General features: G+C 69.0%; 12 protein-coding genes. 7 read left to right on the forward strand and 5 right to left on the reverse strand.

Annotated features, from left to right (window positions below; all coding sequences use genetic code 11):
• Window positions 1-187: 187 nt before the first annotated feature.
• Window positions 188-1,165: a serine/threonine-protein kinase gene (locus FDK12_RS02640; protein ID WP_137368069.1), complete on the reverse strand. Its 978-nt coding sequence runs from the start codon at window positions 1,163-1,165 to the stop codon at window positions 188-190.
• A gap of 144 nt (window positions 1,166-1,309) precedes the next feature.
• Complete coding sequence (locus FDK12_RS02645; protein WP_137368070.1) at window positions 1,310-2,107, reverse strand: alpha/beta fold hydrolase; 798 nt, start codon at window positions 2,105-2,107, stop codon at window positions 1,310-1,312.
• A gap of 230 nt (window positions 2,108-2,337) precedes the next feature.
• Here FDK12_RS02645 and FDK12_RS02650 point away from each other — a divergent pair, with 230 nt between their 5' ends.
• The 6 genes from FDK12_RS02650 to FDK12_RS02675 all read left to right on the forward strand — a co-directional run bounded on the left by FDK12_RS02650 (window position 2,338) and on the right by FDK12_RS02675 (window position 9,023).
• Window positions 2,338-3,087 (forward strand): NUDIX hydrolase, encoded by a 750-nt coding sequence (locus FDK12_RS02650; protein ID WP_137368071.1) that lies wholly within the window; start codon window positions 2,338-2,340, stop codon window positions 3,085-3,087.
• 78 nt (window positions 3,088-3,165) lie between these two features.
• Window positions 3,166-4,449, forward strand: a complete 1,284-nt coding sequence (gene nadA, locus FDK12_RS02655; RefSeq protein ID WP_137368072.1) for a quinolinate synthase NadA — start codon at window positions 3,166-3,168, stop codon at window positions 4,447-4,449.
• Window positions 4,446-6,095 carry an L-aspartate oxidase gene (gene nadB / locus FDK12_RS02660; protein WP_223263040.1) on the forward strand — a complete coding sequence of 550 codons (1,650 nt, stop codon included), beginning with the start codon at window positions 4,446-4,448 and terminating at the stop codon, window positions 6,093-6,095. The genes nadA and nadB overlap by 4 nt, the downstream gene beginning before the upstream one ends.
• Window positions 6,092-7,030, forward strand: coding sequence for a carboxylating nicotinate-nucleotide diphosphorylase (gene nadC / locus FDK12_RS02665; RefSeq protein WP_137368073.1), 939 nt, complete (start codon window positions 6,092-6,094; stop codon window positions 7,028-7,030). Before nadB ends, nadC begins: the two co-directional genes overlap by 4 nt.
• Complete coding sequence (locus FDK12_RS02670) at window positions 7,027-8,199, forward strand: cysteine desulfurase family protein (protein ID WP_137368074.1); 1,173 nt, start codon at window positions 7,027-7,029, stop codon at window positions 8,197-8,199. Before nadC ends, FDK12_RS02670 begins: the two co-directional genes overlap by 4 nt.
• Before the next feature lie 35 nt (window positions 8,200-8,234).
• Window positions 8,235-9,023, forward strand: a complete 789-nt coding sequence (locus FDK12_RS02675; RefSeq protein ID WP_137368075.1) for a hypothetical protein — start codon at window positions 8,235-8,237, stop codon at window positions 9,021-9,023.
• Here FDK12_RS02675 and FDK12_RS02680 read toward each other — a convergent pair whose 3' ends face one another.
• On the reverse strand, window positions 9,024-9,944 hold the full coding sequence (locus tag FDK12_RS02680) for an oxidoreductase (protein ID WP_104118023.1): 921 nt from the start codon (window positions 9,942-9,944) through the stop codon (window positions 9,024-9,026). It lies immediately after the preceding gene.
• A gap of 120 nt (window positions 9,945-10,064) precedes the next feature.
• Here FDK12_RS02680 and FDK12_RS02685 point away from each other — a divergent pair, with 120 nt between their 5' ends.
• Entirely contained in the window at window positions 10,065-10,868 is an 804-nt protein-coding gene (locus FDK12_RS02685) for a transglutaminase-like domain-containing protein (RefSeq protein WP_137368076.1), read from the forward strand.
• A gap of 32 nt (window positions 10,869-10,900) precedes the next feature.
• On the opposite strand, the gene FDK12_RS02690 is transcribed toward FDK12_RS02685, so the two are convergent.
• Window positions 10,901-11,407: a MarR family winged helix-turn-helix transcriptional regulator gene (locus tag FDK12_RS02690; RefSeq protein ID WP_137368077.1), complete on the reverse strand. Its 507-nt coding sequence runs from the start codon at window positions 11,405-11,407 to the stop codon at window positions 10,901-10,903.
• Window positions 11,408-11,495: 88 nt separating this feature from the next.
• A complete protein-coding gene (locus tag FDK12_RS02695; RefSeq protein ID WP_137368078.1) occupies window positions 11,496-14,693 on the reverse strand; it encodes an efflux RND transporter permease subunit in 3,198 nt (1,065 codons plus the stop codon).
• Window positions 14,694-14,722 lie beyond the last annotated feature (29 nt).

Below are 14,722 nucleotides of genomic sequence, written 5' to 3' on the forward strand. Positions count from 1 at the left end.
CGCCCGGGCGACGTGCCGCGGGTGGGGGAGGAGCGGGAATCCCCCTCGACGGCGGCACTGTCCAGGCAGGCGCCCTGCCTAGGCGTGCACCTGCCTCACCGGCCCACCAGCTGCAGGTCCCGCCAGGAGTTCCTGGGGGAACCTGCAGCTCGTTCCGGGGCCGGAGAGTCCGGCCGCGCCGGGGCGATCAGCTGATGCGGGGAGCGCGGTCGGGCGGGTCGGGAATGCGGACGTTGCCCGTGAAGACCCCACCGGTCACGGCGTCCGCCTCATCCCTTCCACGACCGGTCACGGCAACATTGCCGTCACCCGGTTCCGCCCCCGACGGCACGGCAGGAGCCTGCTCGTCCGCGTGGCTGCGTAGCTGGAGCGCGACGTCGTGGGCATAGGGCCGCATCGAGGGATCCCTCGATGTCATCCGCCGGAGCAGGTCGCTCCACTCGGGGCCGAGCGAATCAGGGACCTCGGGATCGCGCAGGAGCCTCGCCAGGGCGGCCTCCACCACGGGTCCGGGAAAAGCCTTCTCGCCCGTCAGGCACTCGAGGAGCACGAGTCCGAGCGAGTAGATGTCGCTGCGTTCATCGAGCGGATCGCCCTTGGCCTGCTCGGGGCTGAGGTAGTTGGCCGTTCCGATCGTCGCACCCACGGCCGTGGCCATGGTCGCCTCGACCATGCGCGCGATGCCGAAGTCGGTGAGCTTCGGATACAGGCGCGTCTCGTTGTCCCGGCTGTGGAACATCAGGATGTTGGCGGGTTTCACGTCGCGGTGGACGACGCCTTCGGAGTGGATATAGGCCAGGGCGTCGGCGAGATCCGCTCCCAGTTGGGCGACGTCCTCGGCGGGAAGGGCGCCACGCTTCAGCAGGTGGCGGAGGTCCTCGCCGTCGACGAGCTCCATGACCAGGAAACCCGTCGTGCGGCCGTCGTCGTCCTCATGGATCCCTGCATCATGCAACGTCACGAGCCCGGGATGGTTCAGTGTGGACAGCAGCATGGTCTCGGTGTGCTGGCGTCGGTAGTTGTCGTCGTCCGCCGTCGTCGGGTTGAAGATCTTGATGGCGACGTCGCGTCCGAGGTTGCGATCGACGGCTCGGTAGACCGAGGCGGTTCCGCCGACGCCGAGAAGGCCGGTGGTCTGGTACCGCTCAGCAAGGAGCACATCCATGCGTGTCCTCCTGCGACGGGTTGTGGGTGTCGATCGCTGAACCTCTTGATAAGGCTGCTGATCAGTTGTCAGTATAACGCGGCCGGTGGGTCCTTCCGCCGCTTAGCCACGCGGTGTACCGCACCTTCAGACAGTGGTACATCCTCAGGCCAGGAAGGCGAGGGCGCCGTCCTTGAAGGCCCTCGAGGTGACTGCGTTCGTGTGGTTCCTGCCAGGAAGGACGGCGATCTCGGCGCGCGGAGCCAGGTTCCTGAGGTCCTGGATGCCGTCGGCGTACTCGTCCTGGTCCCCGGCGACCAGGAGCAGCGGCATTTTCGGGACGGCGCCCGCCGGGTCGAACGGCTCGGTCTTGATCGCCGACACCATTGCCAGGAGTGACGGCAGGTCGTTGCCGGGTAGTGCCTCTGCCATGCGCAGGAGGTCCGCCGTCGTCGGGTCCTCCGGCGCCGGTCCGCCTGCGAGGAATCGCTCGGCGCCATCGAGGTCGAAACCGGCCAGCGGATCCGCCGTACCCGGCCCGCCGAGCACCATCCTGCGCACCAGCTCCGGCTGCGTGGCACCGAATTCCCAGGCCAGGCGAGCCCCGAGCGAATATCCGATGACGTCGACGCCGGAGTCGGGCCGGCCCTCTGTGATCGGCAGGACGCGTTCGTCGAACAGGGCCTGGAGGATGTCTGCGCGCATACGGCTCGGGGCGTAGGCGCCTGCATCCGCCGGCGCGGCGCTGTCCCCGTGGGCAGGCAGATCCACCATGATCACCGAGCGGCCCGCGTCATTGAGGAACCGGACCCAGCCCGAGTCCACCCAGTTCCGACTGGAGGAGGACCCGAAGCCGTGCAGCAGCAGGATGGGCCGGAGGCTGATGTCGCCGGTCGCATCGCTGCGGGAGATGGCCAAATGGGGGTCGACGCCTTCGACCTCGTGTACAGCGTGGTGGTCCATGTCCCCATCGTAAGGGCGGCAGAGACGTGTGCACCGTTGAACACATCCCCGCCGCGCGGCCTCGAACGGCCGGCGGTGTGACTTTAGGCACTTCCTGCGTCAGGGGCAAGCCGAGTGCCTGTATGACGGCACGCGTCATGGAGAGCGGCCACCTTTGACTCCAGGTACCCATGAGTTACAGTCATCATGACCCTAACAAGGGCCCCAGCGGAGCAGGCAGGAGAGCCGGCATGTACAGTTCCGCCAACGTCTCCGAACGGCAGGTGCAACCGCCGTCGCTCGCCATCTCGACGGTCATCTTCGCGCTCCGTCCCGGAGCCGGATCGGGCCGTCTCGAAATATGGCTCCCGCTCGTGCGCCGGGTCCGACAGCCGCACCTCGGCAAGTGGGCTCTTCCCGGTGGACCCCTCGGCGGTCGCGAGTCGCTCCATGACGCTGCAGCGCGGAATCTCAGGGAGACGACGAACCTGGACCCGACCTACCTCGAGCAGCTCTACGCCTTCGGGGGACTTGACCGATCGGCGACGCAGCGTCTGGTGTCGATCGTCTACTGGGCCCTCGTTCGGCCGGACCAGGCGGATCTGGCGCAGGAGTCGGAGAACGTCCGGTGGTTCCGCGCCGCCGAGGCGGTCGGCCTCGCCTTCGACCACGACGAGATCGTCGCCTACGCGCTGGAACGCCTCCGCGGCAAGATCGAGTACGGTTCCGTCGCCTACCACTTCCTGGGTGAGCGTTTCACGCTTGCGCAACTGAGGGGCGTCTACGAAGCGGTGCTCGGCAGGCACCTCGACCCAGCGAACTTCAGGCGCCAGCTCCGCTCGGCGAGGGACATCTCCGCAACGGACGAGGTACTCCAGGGCGGGCGGAACCGGCCGCCCCGCCTCTACCGGTACACCGGACCGGACGCCGGTACCCCTCCACGAGAGGCTCCGCAAGCATCCCGATCCGCCGCAGGGCCCGCTCCGGATGCTCCGCCCTAGCCCAGCAGCGTCATCACCCCCGACCCGAACCCGATCGCCGCGATCACAGAGCGGCGGTCCCCACCCCAGGGAGAACCAGTGTCCGTCACGACCGCCATCAAGCTGATCCCGCGCGGCGAGGCAGGAGCCGCCGCGGCGACTGCAACGTGCTCGCCGAACCTCGCCCGTGATCCCTGGGCCTTCGACGCCCTTCCCATGCCCGACTACGGCCCCGGTGCCTCCATGCACGACCAAGCCCCGTCCGCGACTCCGCGCCAGGGCGAACTTCCCGAGGAGTACCGAGCCGCTCCGGCCGACGAGCTGGACAGGCGGATCCTCGCCGCGAAGAAGACACTCGGAGAATCGGTCGTCATCCTCGGACACTTCTACCAGCGCGACGAAGTGGTGCAGTACGCCGACTTCGTGGGGGACAGCTACCAGCTGGCCCGCGCCGCCACGGAGCGCACCGCAGCGGAGGCCATCATCTTCTGCGGCGTCCACTTCATGGCGGAGACAGCCGACATGCTGTCGACCCCGGAGCAGGCGGTGATCCTCCCGAACCTCGCGGCCGGCTGCTCGATGGCGGACATGGCTGACATCGACTCGGTGTCGGAGTGTTGGGACCAGTTGACAGCACTCTTCGGCTCGCGACCCGACGCCGACGGCCGCCAGCCGGTCATCCCTGTCACCTACATGAATTCCTCCGCGGCGCTCAAGGGCTTCTGCGGCGAGAACGGCGGCATCGTCTGCACGTCCTCGAACGCGGCCGCGGTGCTCGAATGGGCCTTCGAACGCGGCCAGCGCGTCCTGTTCTTCCCCGACCAGCACCTTGGGCGCAACACCGCCAAAGCCATGGGCGTGCCGCTCGAACAGATGCCCATGTGGAATCCGCGCAAGCCCTGGGGCGGCACCGACGAGCAGACCCTCATCGATTCCCGCGTGATCCTGTGGCACGGCTTCTGCTCGGTGCACAAGCGTTTCACCGTCGCGCAGATCGAGAAGGCGCGGGCGGAGTTCCCCGGCGTCCGCGTGATCGTCCACCCCGAGTGCCCCATGCCCGTGGTCGACTCCGCGGACGAGTCGGGATCCACGGACTACATCCGGAAGGCGATCGCGGCAGCCGAGCCCGGCAGCACCTTCGCGATCGGCACGGAGATCAACATGGTGAACCGGCTTGCCGCCCAGTACCCGGAGCACACCATCTTCTGCCTGGATCCTGTCATCTGTCCGTGTTCGACGATGTACCGGATCCACCCGGGGTATCTCGCCTGGGTGCTCGAGGGACTCGTCGACGGGCAGGTGCTGAACCGGATCACCGTGTCCGCGAACGTGACCGAGCACGCCCGCGTAGCCCTGAACCGGATGCTCGCGGTCCAGCCATGACACCCGAGCGTCCGGGTACCCGCCGTCCGGTAGCGGGTGGCATGCACCGCGTCGTCGTCGTCGGTGCCGGCATCGCCGGGCTGCAGACCGCCCTGGTGCTCCGACGCCTCGCTCCGGGGTTCGACGTGGTCCTGGTGTCGAAGGCTTCGCTCGCGGAGAGCAACACGCGCTACGCGCAGGGTGGCATCGCCGCCGTCGTTCCTGGAGCGTCGGCCGTCAGCATCGGCGGTGACGGGCGGAAGCACCTGCAGCACGACACCGTCGACGCGCACATCGCCGACACGCTCGCAGCCGGTGCCGGGCTCGGCGACCCGGATGCCGTCGCAGTGCTCTGCCACGGTGGAGAGCGCGGAATCGGTGAGCTGCAACGGGCCGGGATTGTCTTCGACGCCGATGCGGCCGATCCCGGGATGCCGGCGCGCGGGCGGGAAGCAGCACATTCCGCAGCACGGATCCTCCATCTGGGTGGTGATGCCACCGGGGCCGGACTCGTGGACACCCTGACCGCCGACGTCCGGCGCGATGCCGGTATACGCGTGCTCGAGGAGACGCTCGTGACACGGGTGCTGCTTGAGGACTCCCGGACCGCTCCTCGGCGCGCGACCGGCGTCGAGGTGCTCGAGGGCGGCAGTCGGCGCGAGCTCCCGGCCGACGCCGTCGTTCTCGCGACCGGGGGTGCAGGGCAGCTCTTCGAGCACACGACCAACCCTTCGATCGCCACAGGCGACGGCGTGGCTCTCGCCTGGCGCGCGGGCGCGGCCGTGGCGGACCTGGAGTTCTTCCAGTTCCACCCGACGTCGCTCGACGTACCGGGCAACCCGCTGATCTCGGAGGCCGTCCGGGGCGAGGGCGCTCGGCTCGTCGACGCCGCTGGACACCGCTTCATGACCGATTACCACCCGGAGGGGGATCTCGCGCCGCGTGACGTCGTCTCCCGCAGCATCGCGCGCCACCTCTCCCGCCGGGCATCGAGCGCATCGGACGGCCGTGGGAGCCGGGTGTACCTCGATGCGACGGCGCTCGGCGGGGAGTTCCTGTCGACACGCTTCCCGTCGCTCAGCGCACTCACTGCGCTGCACGGCTACGACTGGTCGTCCGACGTCGTGCCCGTCGTTCCGGCTGCGCACTACTGGATGGGTGGGGTGCGGACGGACACGGAGGGTCGGACGTCGGTGCCAGGCCTCTTCGCGGTCGGGGAGGTTGCCCGGACCGGTGTACACGGCGCCAACCGGCTCGCCTCCAACAGCCTGCTCGAAGGCGTGGTCTTCGGGGCGCGGTGCGCGGCGGCGATTGCCGCGGGGGGTGGAGCAGCACCCCGGTTCGACGTCGAGCACCTCGACCTGGCTGCTTCCGGAGGCGGTACGCAGTCCTTCACGCGACGTGACCTGCAGGCACTGATGACCGACCACGCGGGGATCCTGCGCTCCGGGGACGGATTGGTCCTCGCGCTGAAACACCTCGCCTCCTATCGGGACCCGGCAGACGCCGAGCTGGCGAACCTGCTGCTCTGCGCGCGGTTGCTCGTGCATGCCGCGCTCAAGCGCCCGATGTCCTGCGGAGCGCACTACCGCTCCGACCACCCCGAAATCAGCCGCATTCCAGCCCCGAGCAGGACCTACGCATGCTCCATCGAAGGAACCCGATGACTCCCGCCACATCCGGTACTGCATCCGCCGCCCCAAGCACCGCCGTCGTCCTGGCGCCACCTCCGCAGCACCTGGTCGATGCGGTCGTCGCGTCCGCGCTCGCCGAGGACGCGCCGTGGGGGGACATCACCTGCCAGGCGCTGATCGACCCCGACGTCCGGACGGCGGTTGCGATCACCGCACGCGAGCCCGGCATCCTCTGCGGGACGACCGCGATCGAAGCGGCGATGAGGCTCACGGACGAGCGCATCAGCGTGGCGTTCCCACGACCGGACGGTACGCGGTTCGACGCCGGGGACACGATCGCGGACATCAGCGGTCCGGCGTCCGGCATCCTCACGGCGGAGCGGACCGCGCTCAACATCGCACAAAGGCTCAGTGGTATCGCGACCATGACGAGAGCGTTCGTCGACGCGGTGGACGGCGCCCCCGCGCGGATCGTCGATACGCGCAAGACCACCCCGGGACTCCGGGTGCTCGAGCGCTGGGCAGTGCGCTGCGGCGGAGGGTCCAATCACCGATCGAGCCTCTCCGACGCAGTCATGGTCAAGGACAACCACCTCGCGTTGCTGGCCCTCGACGGACCTGAAGCCCTGACGCAGGCATTGCGGGACGTCCGGTCACGACTGCCGCACACCGTGCACGTCGAGGTGGAGGTGGACAGGCTCGAGCAGATCGGACCGGTCCTTGCAGCGGGAGTGGACACGATCATGCTGGACAACTTCTCCCTCGACGACCTCGCCGAGGGAGTGAGGGTCATCGGTGGCCGGGCGCTCGTCGAAGCCAGCGGAAACGTCCGCCTCGACACGGTGGCGGCCATCGCGGCGACCGGCGTGGACATCATCTCCGCAGGCGCGCTCACGCACAGCGTCCGGTCCCTCGACCTCGGCCTCGACTTCGACCTGCAGCCCGACCGCACCGGGTCCCGAGCATGATCTACCTCGACGCCGCAGCCACTGCACCGGCCCGGCGCGAGGTCCTGGAGGAGATGTGGCCCCTCCTGACCTCCGTCTTCGGAAATCCCTCCAGCCATCACGCGATCGGTGAAGCCGCCGCGGCAGAACTGGCGCGGGCACGAGCGGGTGTAGCCGACCTGCTCGGCTGCCGTCCAGCCGAGGTGGTGTTCACCTCCGGCGGCACCGAGGCCAACAACCTCGCGCTCAAGGGTATGGCCCTTGCAGCGCCCAGGGGCCGGCACATCGTGACCAGCGCGATCGAGCACCCGGCGGTCCTCGAGACGCTGGCCTACCTCCGGGACTTCCACGGCTTCCGGCTCACGGTCATGCCCGTATCGGCCACAGGCCGAATCACGCCCGAAGCCCTGGAAGCCGCGCTCGAGGTCGGGACGACGCTGTGCACCGTGATGTACGCGAACAACGAGGTGGGTACCCTCCAGGACATCGCCGCGCTGTCGGACGTCTGCAGGAGAGCCGGCGTCCCCTTCCACTCGGACGCGGTGCAGGCCGCGGGCTGGCTTCCACTCGACGTCGACGCGCTGGGCGTCAGTGCGCTCAGCATCTCGGGCCACAAGCTGGGTACGCCCAAGGGGATCGGTCTGCTGTACCTCAGGTCGGGCACGCCCTGCGAGCCCGTGCTGCACGGCGGCGGACAGGAACGCGGGCGAAGGTCCGGCACGGAGAACGTGGCCGGGGCCGTCGGAGTGGCACGGGCGCTCGAACTCGCACAGCGGGCCCTCCCCGCCGCAGCCGCGCTCGCGAGTGCAGCACGGGACTCCTTCATCGGCACGGTCCTGGCCGATGTTCCGGAGGCGGTGCTGACGGGCGATGCCCATCACCGGCTCCCCAACCTCGCGTCCTTCTGCTTCCCGGGTGTCAGCGGCGAGTCGGTCCTCCTGGAGCTCGACCGCAGGGGAGTGGTCTGTTCCAGCGGTTCCGCCTGTGCGGCCGGGTCCTCGGAGCCGTCGGCCGTGCTCCTGGCGCTGGGAATCGATGCCGAGACTGCTTCCAGCGCCGTCCGATTCTCCTGGACGCAGGACACCACGCCCGGCGATCTGGAGGAGGCGGCCCGAGCTGTCGCCGATGCGGTCCGCGCCGCCCGCTCTCTCGGCGCGACACAGGCGGTCGGGAGCTCGATGAAGGCCTAGACTGGCGGCACCCAGCGGTCCGAGGGAGGGACACCATGCGCAGGAGATCATCTCCACGTGCGGACAGGCAGCGCCACGTGCACACGGTTGTGGCGGCGGTGCTCGCCTGCCTGGTGCTGGCGTCGTGCACCGGTACGCAGGAGGGCGGAGGGGGAGCGGCGGAATCCTCGGTGCCCGCTGGGAGTCCCACGCCGGAGCCCACCACGGCTCCACTGCGGGAGGCACGCGAGGGGTGGAAGGTGTTCACCGATCCGAGCAGGCTCGTGAGCTTCGAACTGCCCGAGGCCTGGGTGGTGCAGCCGCTGCAGCCCGAACCCGGTGCCTACGCGCCGGACTCGCTGCACTATGCCGTCCGCACGCCGGAGGGGACGACCGCCGCGGAACTCCACTCCGGCATCCTGACGCAGGAGGCGCCCTGTCCCGATGCAGACCGCACGCCGTACTACGTCATCGGCAGTGAGCCGCTGGCTCTGACCGGACAGCCCCCAGCCGCGACGAACATCGAGCCCCGCTTCGTGATCCGGCTCATCACGGGCTTCCGCTTCTTCGGTTCCTACGGCATCACGGACCAGGTGGGCGGAGCGGACGCCCTGGCGTGCTCCCTGTCCAATACCGTCCAGGGCAGTGAGGCCCTGGGACGGTTCAGCTTCGGTGATTTCGAGGTGCTCGCACCGAAAGCTCCGGCGAACACCGGACCGGCCACGGTGTCCTTCGGCACCATCGGCGAGGCGGAGGCGTACTACGGGACTCCTGAGTTTGCGACCATCCGCTCCATGATCCAGTCGGTGCAGATCGCGACCGATCCTCCCGGCCAGGGTGGATGATCAGCCGGCGGGTGCCAGTGCCGCGTAATCGACGCCGGTCAGCTCGACGCTTCGATCCCACAGCCGGACGGCGATGTCGCGGTCCAGCACGCGGGCGGCAGGCGCGACGAGGCGGGGCGCTCCGCGGGTCTCGCCGGGCCCGGACGGGCCGTAGAAGTCGCCACCCCTGACGTCCGGATGCGTCGCGGCGTACAGGGTCGGCAGCGCACCCGCGGCGTCGGACTGGCTCATCAGCTTGAAGAAGCCGCCGACGACGTCGAGCATGGCCGGAGCCCGCATGCCGGCTGTCAGGTTCGTGTTGGCGAGGCCAGGATGGGCAGCGACCGACAGCAGGTCCCACCCGGCCGCGCGCGCCCGACGGTCGAGTTCGACCATGAAGTACAGGTTGGCGATCTTGCTCTGTCCGTAGGCCCTCCACCGCCGGTACCCGCGCTCGGACTGGAGGTCGTCGAAGTTGATGCGGCCCCCCTTGTGGGCAACGCTGGAGAGGGTGACGACCCGGGCCGTCCGCGCTTCCTGCAGGTTCGGCAGCAGGAGACCGGTCAGCGCGAAGTGGCCCAGGTGGTTCGTGCCGAACTGCAGCTCGAAGCCGTCCGCGGTGGTGCCCTTGGGTGTCGCCATGATCCCTGCGTTGTTCACGAGGATGTGGACCGGCCCGGTCAGGGCGGCCGCGAAAGCCCGGATGGACGCCAGGCTCGCGAGGTCCAGGACGTGCACATGGAGCCGGTCGCTACCCGTCAGGGCTCGGATCCTCTGCTCGGCGTCGCGCCCCCGCTGCTCGTTCCGGCAGGCCAGCACGACGTCGGCACCCTTCCTCGCCAGTCCGACGGCCGTCTGCAGGCCGAGCCCGCTGTTGGCCCCGGTGATGACGGCACGACGACCCGTCAGGTCGCCGATCGCCTCCGCAGTGAAGTCGCTCATGGTGGTCCTTTCCAGCCGGTCATCCTGCCCGGCAGGGTGGCGCCCGCCGGCGTCGAGGGTTGCCGCCCACCTCAGCTTAGAGTTGGAGGCGATCCAGTTGTCTACCGGGAGCAACGAACCATGCAACGCACTGTCTCCGCAGACCTCAGTGCCACCACCGTCGCGGGAACGGCGGTGGTCCTGTCGATCGCCGTCGCAGGCCCGGGCGCTTACCGGTCGGTGGAGGAGGACCTGTCCGTGCTGGTCGACGGGGAACCGGCGCAGGTCCGCGAGCGACAGGACGGGGACGGCACGAGGCTGCACCTGCTGACGACGGCAAGAGCATCGACGCTCCGGGTCCACTACCGCGCGACCGTCACGGGTGTAGCGGCCCCTGCGTCGGGGGACGACCTCGACCTGGTGCGGTACGTCCGGCCCAGCCGCTATTGCGAATCGGACAAGATCCTGCCGACGGCCTACGCTCAGTTTCCCCACCTGCAGGGCCTGGATCTCGTTCACGGCGTGCGGGACTGGGTATCGCGCGAACTGTCCTATGTGCCCGGGTCCTCCCGCTTCACCGATGGCGCGGCCGATACCCTCCTCGCACGCAGGGGTGTCTGCCGGGACTACGCTCATCTCGTGATCGCGCTGCTGCGGGCGCGTGATGTTCCAGCGCGGCTCGCGTCCGTGTACGCGCCGGGTCTGAACCCGATGGATTTCCACGCTGTCGTCGAGGTTTGGGTGGACGGGGCGTGGCACCTGGTGGACGCGACCGGCCTGGCGCCGCGGGCCTGCATGCTGCGCATCGGGACCGGCCGGGACGCCGCTGACACCGCGTTCCTGTCGACGGTCGGCGGGTCACTGCAGCTCTCGAGCCTGGTGGTGACGGCCACGGTCGACGATCTGCCCATGGAGGACAGCGCCCAGCACCTGCCGCTGCGCTGAGCGGGGCGGCCCCGGGTCTCCCAGCACAGGAGCTAGCCCAGGCGAGCGTTGATCTTGTCCGTGAGCGCCTTCAGCTGCTCCATCTCGTCGCTGTCCAGGACTGGCGCCAGTACCTCCTGGATACGGCGCACATGGGCAGAGCCGATGCGCCGCTGCAGGGCCTTGCCCTCGTCCGTCAATGCGAGCTCGACACCCCGCTGGTCGTTCTGGGCCGGGCGCTTCTGCACCAGGTTCTTCGCCTCGAGCCGATCCACCATGCGACTGAGGCTGGGCTGGCTGATCAACAGGTGGTTGTTGAGTTCGTTCAGGCGGGTCCAGCCCGTCGGGCAGCGGCTGAGGTTGAACAGGACGTCGTACTCGGCGACGGCCAGCTCGCGGAAGACCGGATCCCTCCGGATCCGACGCATGACCCCCACCTGCGCCCGGAAGAGGGACTCCCACGTCTCGGAGGCCTGACGCACCGACGGCCTGCCGGTAGCATCATCGCTTCTGCCCTGGTTCTCGTCCTGTTCGACGGCGGATTCCACGTTCTGTGCCATGGTCGCTCCCGGCCTCCTGCCGGAAAGACCGGCAACTATATACATATGCATCTAGTATACGCCGTCGTACCCCTTCCTCACGGACGGGTCAGGCTCCCGCCGCGGACATGCGGCGCAGCGCCCGCTTCTCCCGGCCACCCTCGACCAGCCGGTACAGGACCGGGACGAGTACGAGCGTCAATGCCGTCGAAGAGACGAGCCCACCGATCACGACGACCGCGAGGGGCTGCGAGATGAAGCCCCCCTGGCCGGTCAGGCCCAGTGCCATCGGGGTCAGGGCGAAGATCGTGGCCAGAGCCGTCATGAGGATGGGACGAAGACGCTGCCGCGAACCCTCGCGGATCGCGTCCTCGACCCGCAGACCGGGTGCGCCGTCACGCGGGAGCCGGTACTGGTTGATGAGATCGATGAGGACGATCGCGTTGGTGACCACGATGCCCACGAGCATCAGCAGCCCGATAAGCGAGGGCAGCCCGAGCGGGATACCCGTGATCAGCAGCAGGGCGATCGCACCGGTCGCGGCGAACGGGATCGACACGAGCAGGATCAGGGGCTGCACGAGGCTCTTGAACGTCGCGACCATGATGACGTAGACGATGGCGACCGCCGCCCACAGGGCCAGGAACAACTGGTCGAAGGACTCCGCCTGCTGGCTCGACGCGCCGCCCACGGTCGCGGTTGTCCCCGGAGGCAGCGCGATGGCGTCGAGGCGCTCGTTGACCGCCGTCGTGAGGGTACCGAGATCATCCCCCGACGGCGTGACGGAGACACGCGCCGTCCGCTCCCCGTTCGAGCTCGTGACGGAGGTTGGGACCTGGACCTCCTGGACGGACGCAACCTCGGTCAATGCGATGGGACCCTGCGCGGTGGGGATCTGGAGGTTCCGAAGCTGGTCCAGACTCGTGATCGGTGTCCCTTCTCCCACGAGGACCGGTAGGTCTTCCGCATCGAAACGGACGGAGCCGACCGGAACAGGGCTGATACTGCCACCGAGAAGTGCGGCGATCTGGCCCTCGCTCAGTCCCGCTTCCACGGCGGCGGTCCGGTCCACGTCGATCTGCACCTGCGGCTGCGCGGCCGAGAGATTGCTGGAGACCTCGCCGGCCCCCTCGAAGCCCCGCATGCCGTCGAGGACAGCGGCGTTCGCCGCTGCCAGGTCGTCGCTGACCGGTGCGGTGATGTCGATGTCTATGGTGCTGGAGGTGCCGAACCCGCCCTGCTGGCTCGACAGGGAGAACGTCCCCGCCTCCTCGAGTCCCTCGAGTTCCTGGCGCACGGACGCCTGCAGGGCCTCCTGGTCGGCGTCCTCGTCCGTGGTGACCGTGAAGGTCGCCACGGAGGCCCCGCCGGAGAACTGCGCCGCGAAGGCGCCGTCCGCCGTGCCGACTGTCAGTTGCACGTCCCGGATCTCCGGAACGTCCGCCAGGATCGCCTCAGTTCGGCCGGCAGCCTCCGTCGTCGTCGCAAGGCTGGAACCCGGAGCGAGGGTCTGTGTGATGGAGAAGCTGTTCTGGCCCGACGCGCCGAGGAGGTTCGTCGGGAGGAACGGAACCATGGCCGCGGTCGCACCGAGGACGATCACGCCACTGATCAGCGTGACGACCGGGTGGCGCTGCGTCCCGGCAAGGACAGGAAGGTAGCCTCGCTGCAGGAGTGACGGCCTGTCCGGGACCGAGGCGTGCTCGGCTCCGTCCCCTGTCTGTCCGGCCTGGGCGGCTGCGGTGTGACGCGCTCCGCGCCGACCGGTGGGAGACGAGGCCCGCGGGAGGAACCAGTAGGCGAGGACGGGGATGATCGTCAGGGACACCGCGAGGGAGGCCAGCAGCGCGATGCCGGTCGTCACCGCGAAGGGGCGGAAGAGTTCGCCCGCGAGACCGCCCACGAACGCGATGGGCGCGAAAACGGCCACCGTGGTGAGCGTGGACGCCGTGATGGCTCCCGCAACCTCCCGGACCGCCGTCAGGATGGCTTCCCGTTTCTCCTCCCCGTACCCGAGGTGACGCTTGATGTTCTCGATCACGACGATCGAGTCGTCGACGACGCGGCCGATGGCGATGGTGAGGGCGCCCAGTGTCAGCAGGTTGAGGGAGTAACCCGCGGCGTACAACCCGATGAAGGTGACGAGCAGCGACAGGGGGATCGAGATGGCGGTGACCAGGGTCGAGCGGACCGACAGCAGGAAGACGAGGATGATCAGCACGGCGAATCCGAGACCGAGGATCCCCTCGGTGGTGAGGTCGTCGATGGACCGCTCGATGAAGGGCGCCTGATCGAACACCACAGTGATCTCCGCTGCGTTCCCGAGCTCCGCCTCGAGGTCGGGAACCAGGTCCACGATCCGCTGCGAGATCTGGACGGTGTCGGCGTCGGGCACTTTCGTCACGGTCAGGGCGAGGGTCTCGACCCCGTTGGTGCGCGTCACGGAGGTCGGCTCGTCGTCAGCCAGGCTCACGTCGGCGATGGCCCCGATGGTGACGACGGATCCGGTGCCGCCCGTGCCGTCGGTCCGCGCCGGGCCATCGGGAGGGGCGTCGTTCGCGGGGGAGGCCGGCAGCACGGGCAGGGCCCTGATGTCGTCGAGTGAGCCCACCCTGCTCCCTGCCTGGATGGTGAGCGACCGTGGGGACTCCTCGAGGGTTCCGACCGGGAACAGGGCGCCGTTGTCCTCGAGCGTGCTCGTGACGTCCCCGATCGTGAGTCCAGCCGCCTGCAGCGCGCCGTCCCGCGGCAGGATCGCGACGTGCTGCCGTGTTCCGCCGGAGATGTCGGCGGTGCGCACGCCGTCGACCTTCTGCAGGCGTGGCACGGTCAGTCGCGTCAGGTCGCCGTTCAGCTCGCTGAGCGACTGCTCCGACGACACGGCCATGAAGACGATCGGCAGGTCACTGATACTCCCGGCGAGGGCTTGCGGCTCGACGTCGTCCGGCAGCGCCGGACGGACGGTGGAGATCGCACGGTCGACCTGCGCACGCGCACGGTCCAGGTTCGTGCCGTAGACGAAGACCAGGCTGACGGTCGACACGCCCGTGCGCGAGGTCGACGACGACGACTCGAGGCCTTCCACGCCACTCAGTGCGGCTTCGAGCGGCTCGCTGACCTGCTCGTCGAGGTACTCCGGAGATGCTCCCGGTACGTTGGACAGCACCGTGATCTGGGGGAACTCGAGTGACGGGATGAGCTCCTGCTTCAGCGATCCGAGCGTGATGACGCCGAAGACCGATGCGAGGATCGTGATGAGCGCGATGAGCGCCCGATTACCCAGGGATAGTTGAGCCAGACGGAACACGGAACCTGCCTTCGGTGCTGACGATCGCC

Origin of the sequence: Arthrobacter sp. NamB2, from assembly GCF_005281365.1 — a bacterium.
In the GTDB taxonomy this organism is placed as follows: Bacteria; Actinomycetota; Actinomycetes; order Actinomycetales; family Micrococcaceae; genus Arthrobacter_D.

Excerpts from the sequence above, each read along its gene's own strand:
- FDK12_RS02640 (WP_137368069.1), bottom strand. The coding sequence starts at position 1,165 with ATGGATGTGCTCCTTGCTGAGCGGTACCAGACCACCGGCCTTCTCGGC.
- FDK12_RS02645 (WP_137368070.1), bottom strand. The coding sequence starts at position 2,107 with ATGGACCACCACGCTGTACACGAGGTCGAAGGCGTCGACCCCCATTTG.
- FDK12_RS02650 (WP_137368071.1), top strand. The coding sequence starts at position 2,338 with ATGTACAGTTCCGCCAACGTCTCCGAACGGCAGGTGCAACCGCCGTCG.
- nadB (WP_223263040.1), top strand. The coding sequence starts at position 4,446 with ATGACACCCGAGCGTCCGGGTACCCGCCGTCCGGTAGCGGGTGGCATG.
- nadC (WP_137368073.1), top strand. The coding sequence starts at position 6,092 with ATGACTCCCGCCACATCCGGTACTGCATCCGCCGCCCCAAGCACCGCC.
- FDK12_RS02670 (WP_137368074.1), top strand. The coding sequence starts at position 7,027 with ATGATCTACCTCGACGCCGCAGCCACTGCACCGGCCCGGCGCGAGGTC.
- FDK12_RS02675 (WP_137368075.1), top strand. The coding sequence starts at position 8,235 with ATGCGCAGGAGATCATCTCCACGTGCGGACAGGCAGCGCCACGTGCAC.
- FDK12_RS02680 (WP_104118023.1), bottom strand. The coding sequence starts at position 9,944 with ATGAGCGACTTCACTGCGGAGGCGATCGGCGACCTGACGGGTCGTCGT.
- FDK12_RS02685 (WP_137368076.1), top strand. The coding sequence starts at position 10,065 with ATGCAACGCACTGTCTCCGCAGACCTCAGTGCCACCACCGTCGCGGGA.
- FDK12_RS02690 (WP_137368077.1), bottom strand. The coding sequence starts at position 11,407 with ATGGCACAGAACGTGGAATCCGCCGTCGAACAGGACGAGAACCAGGGC.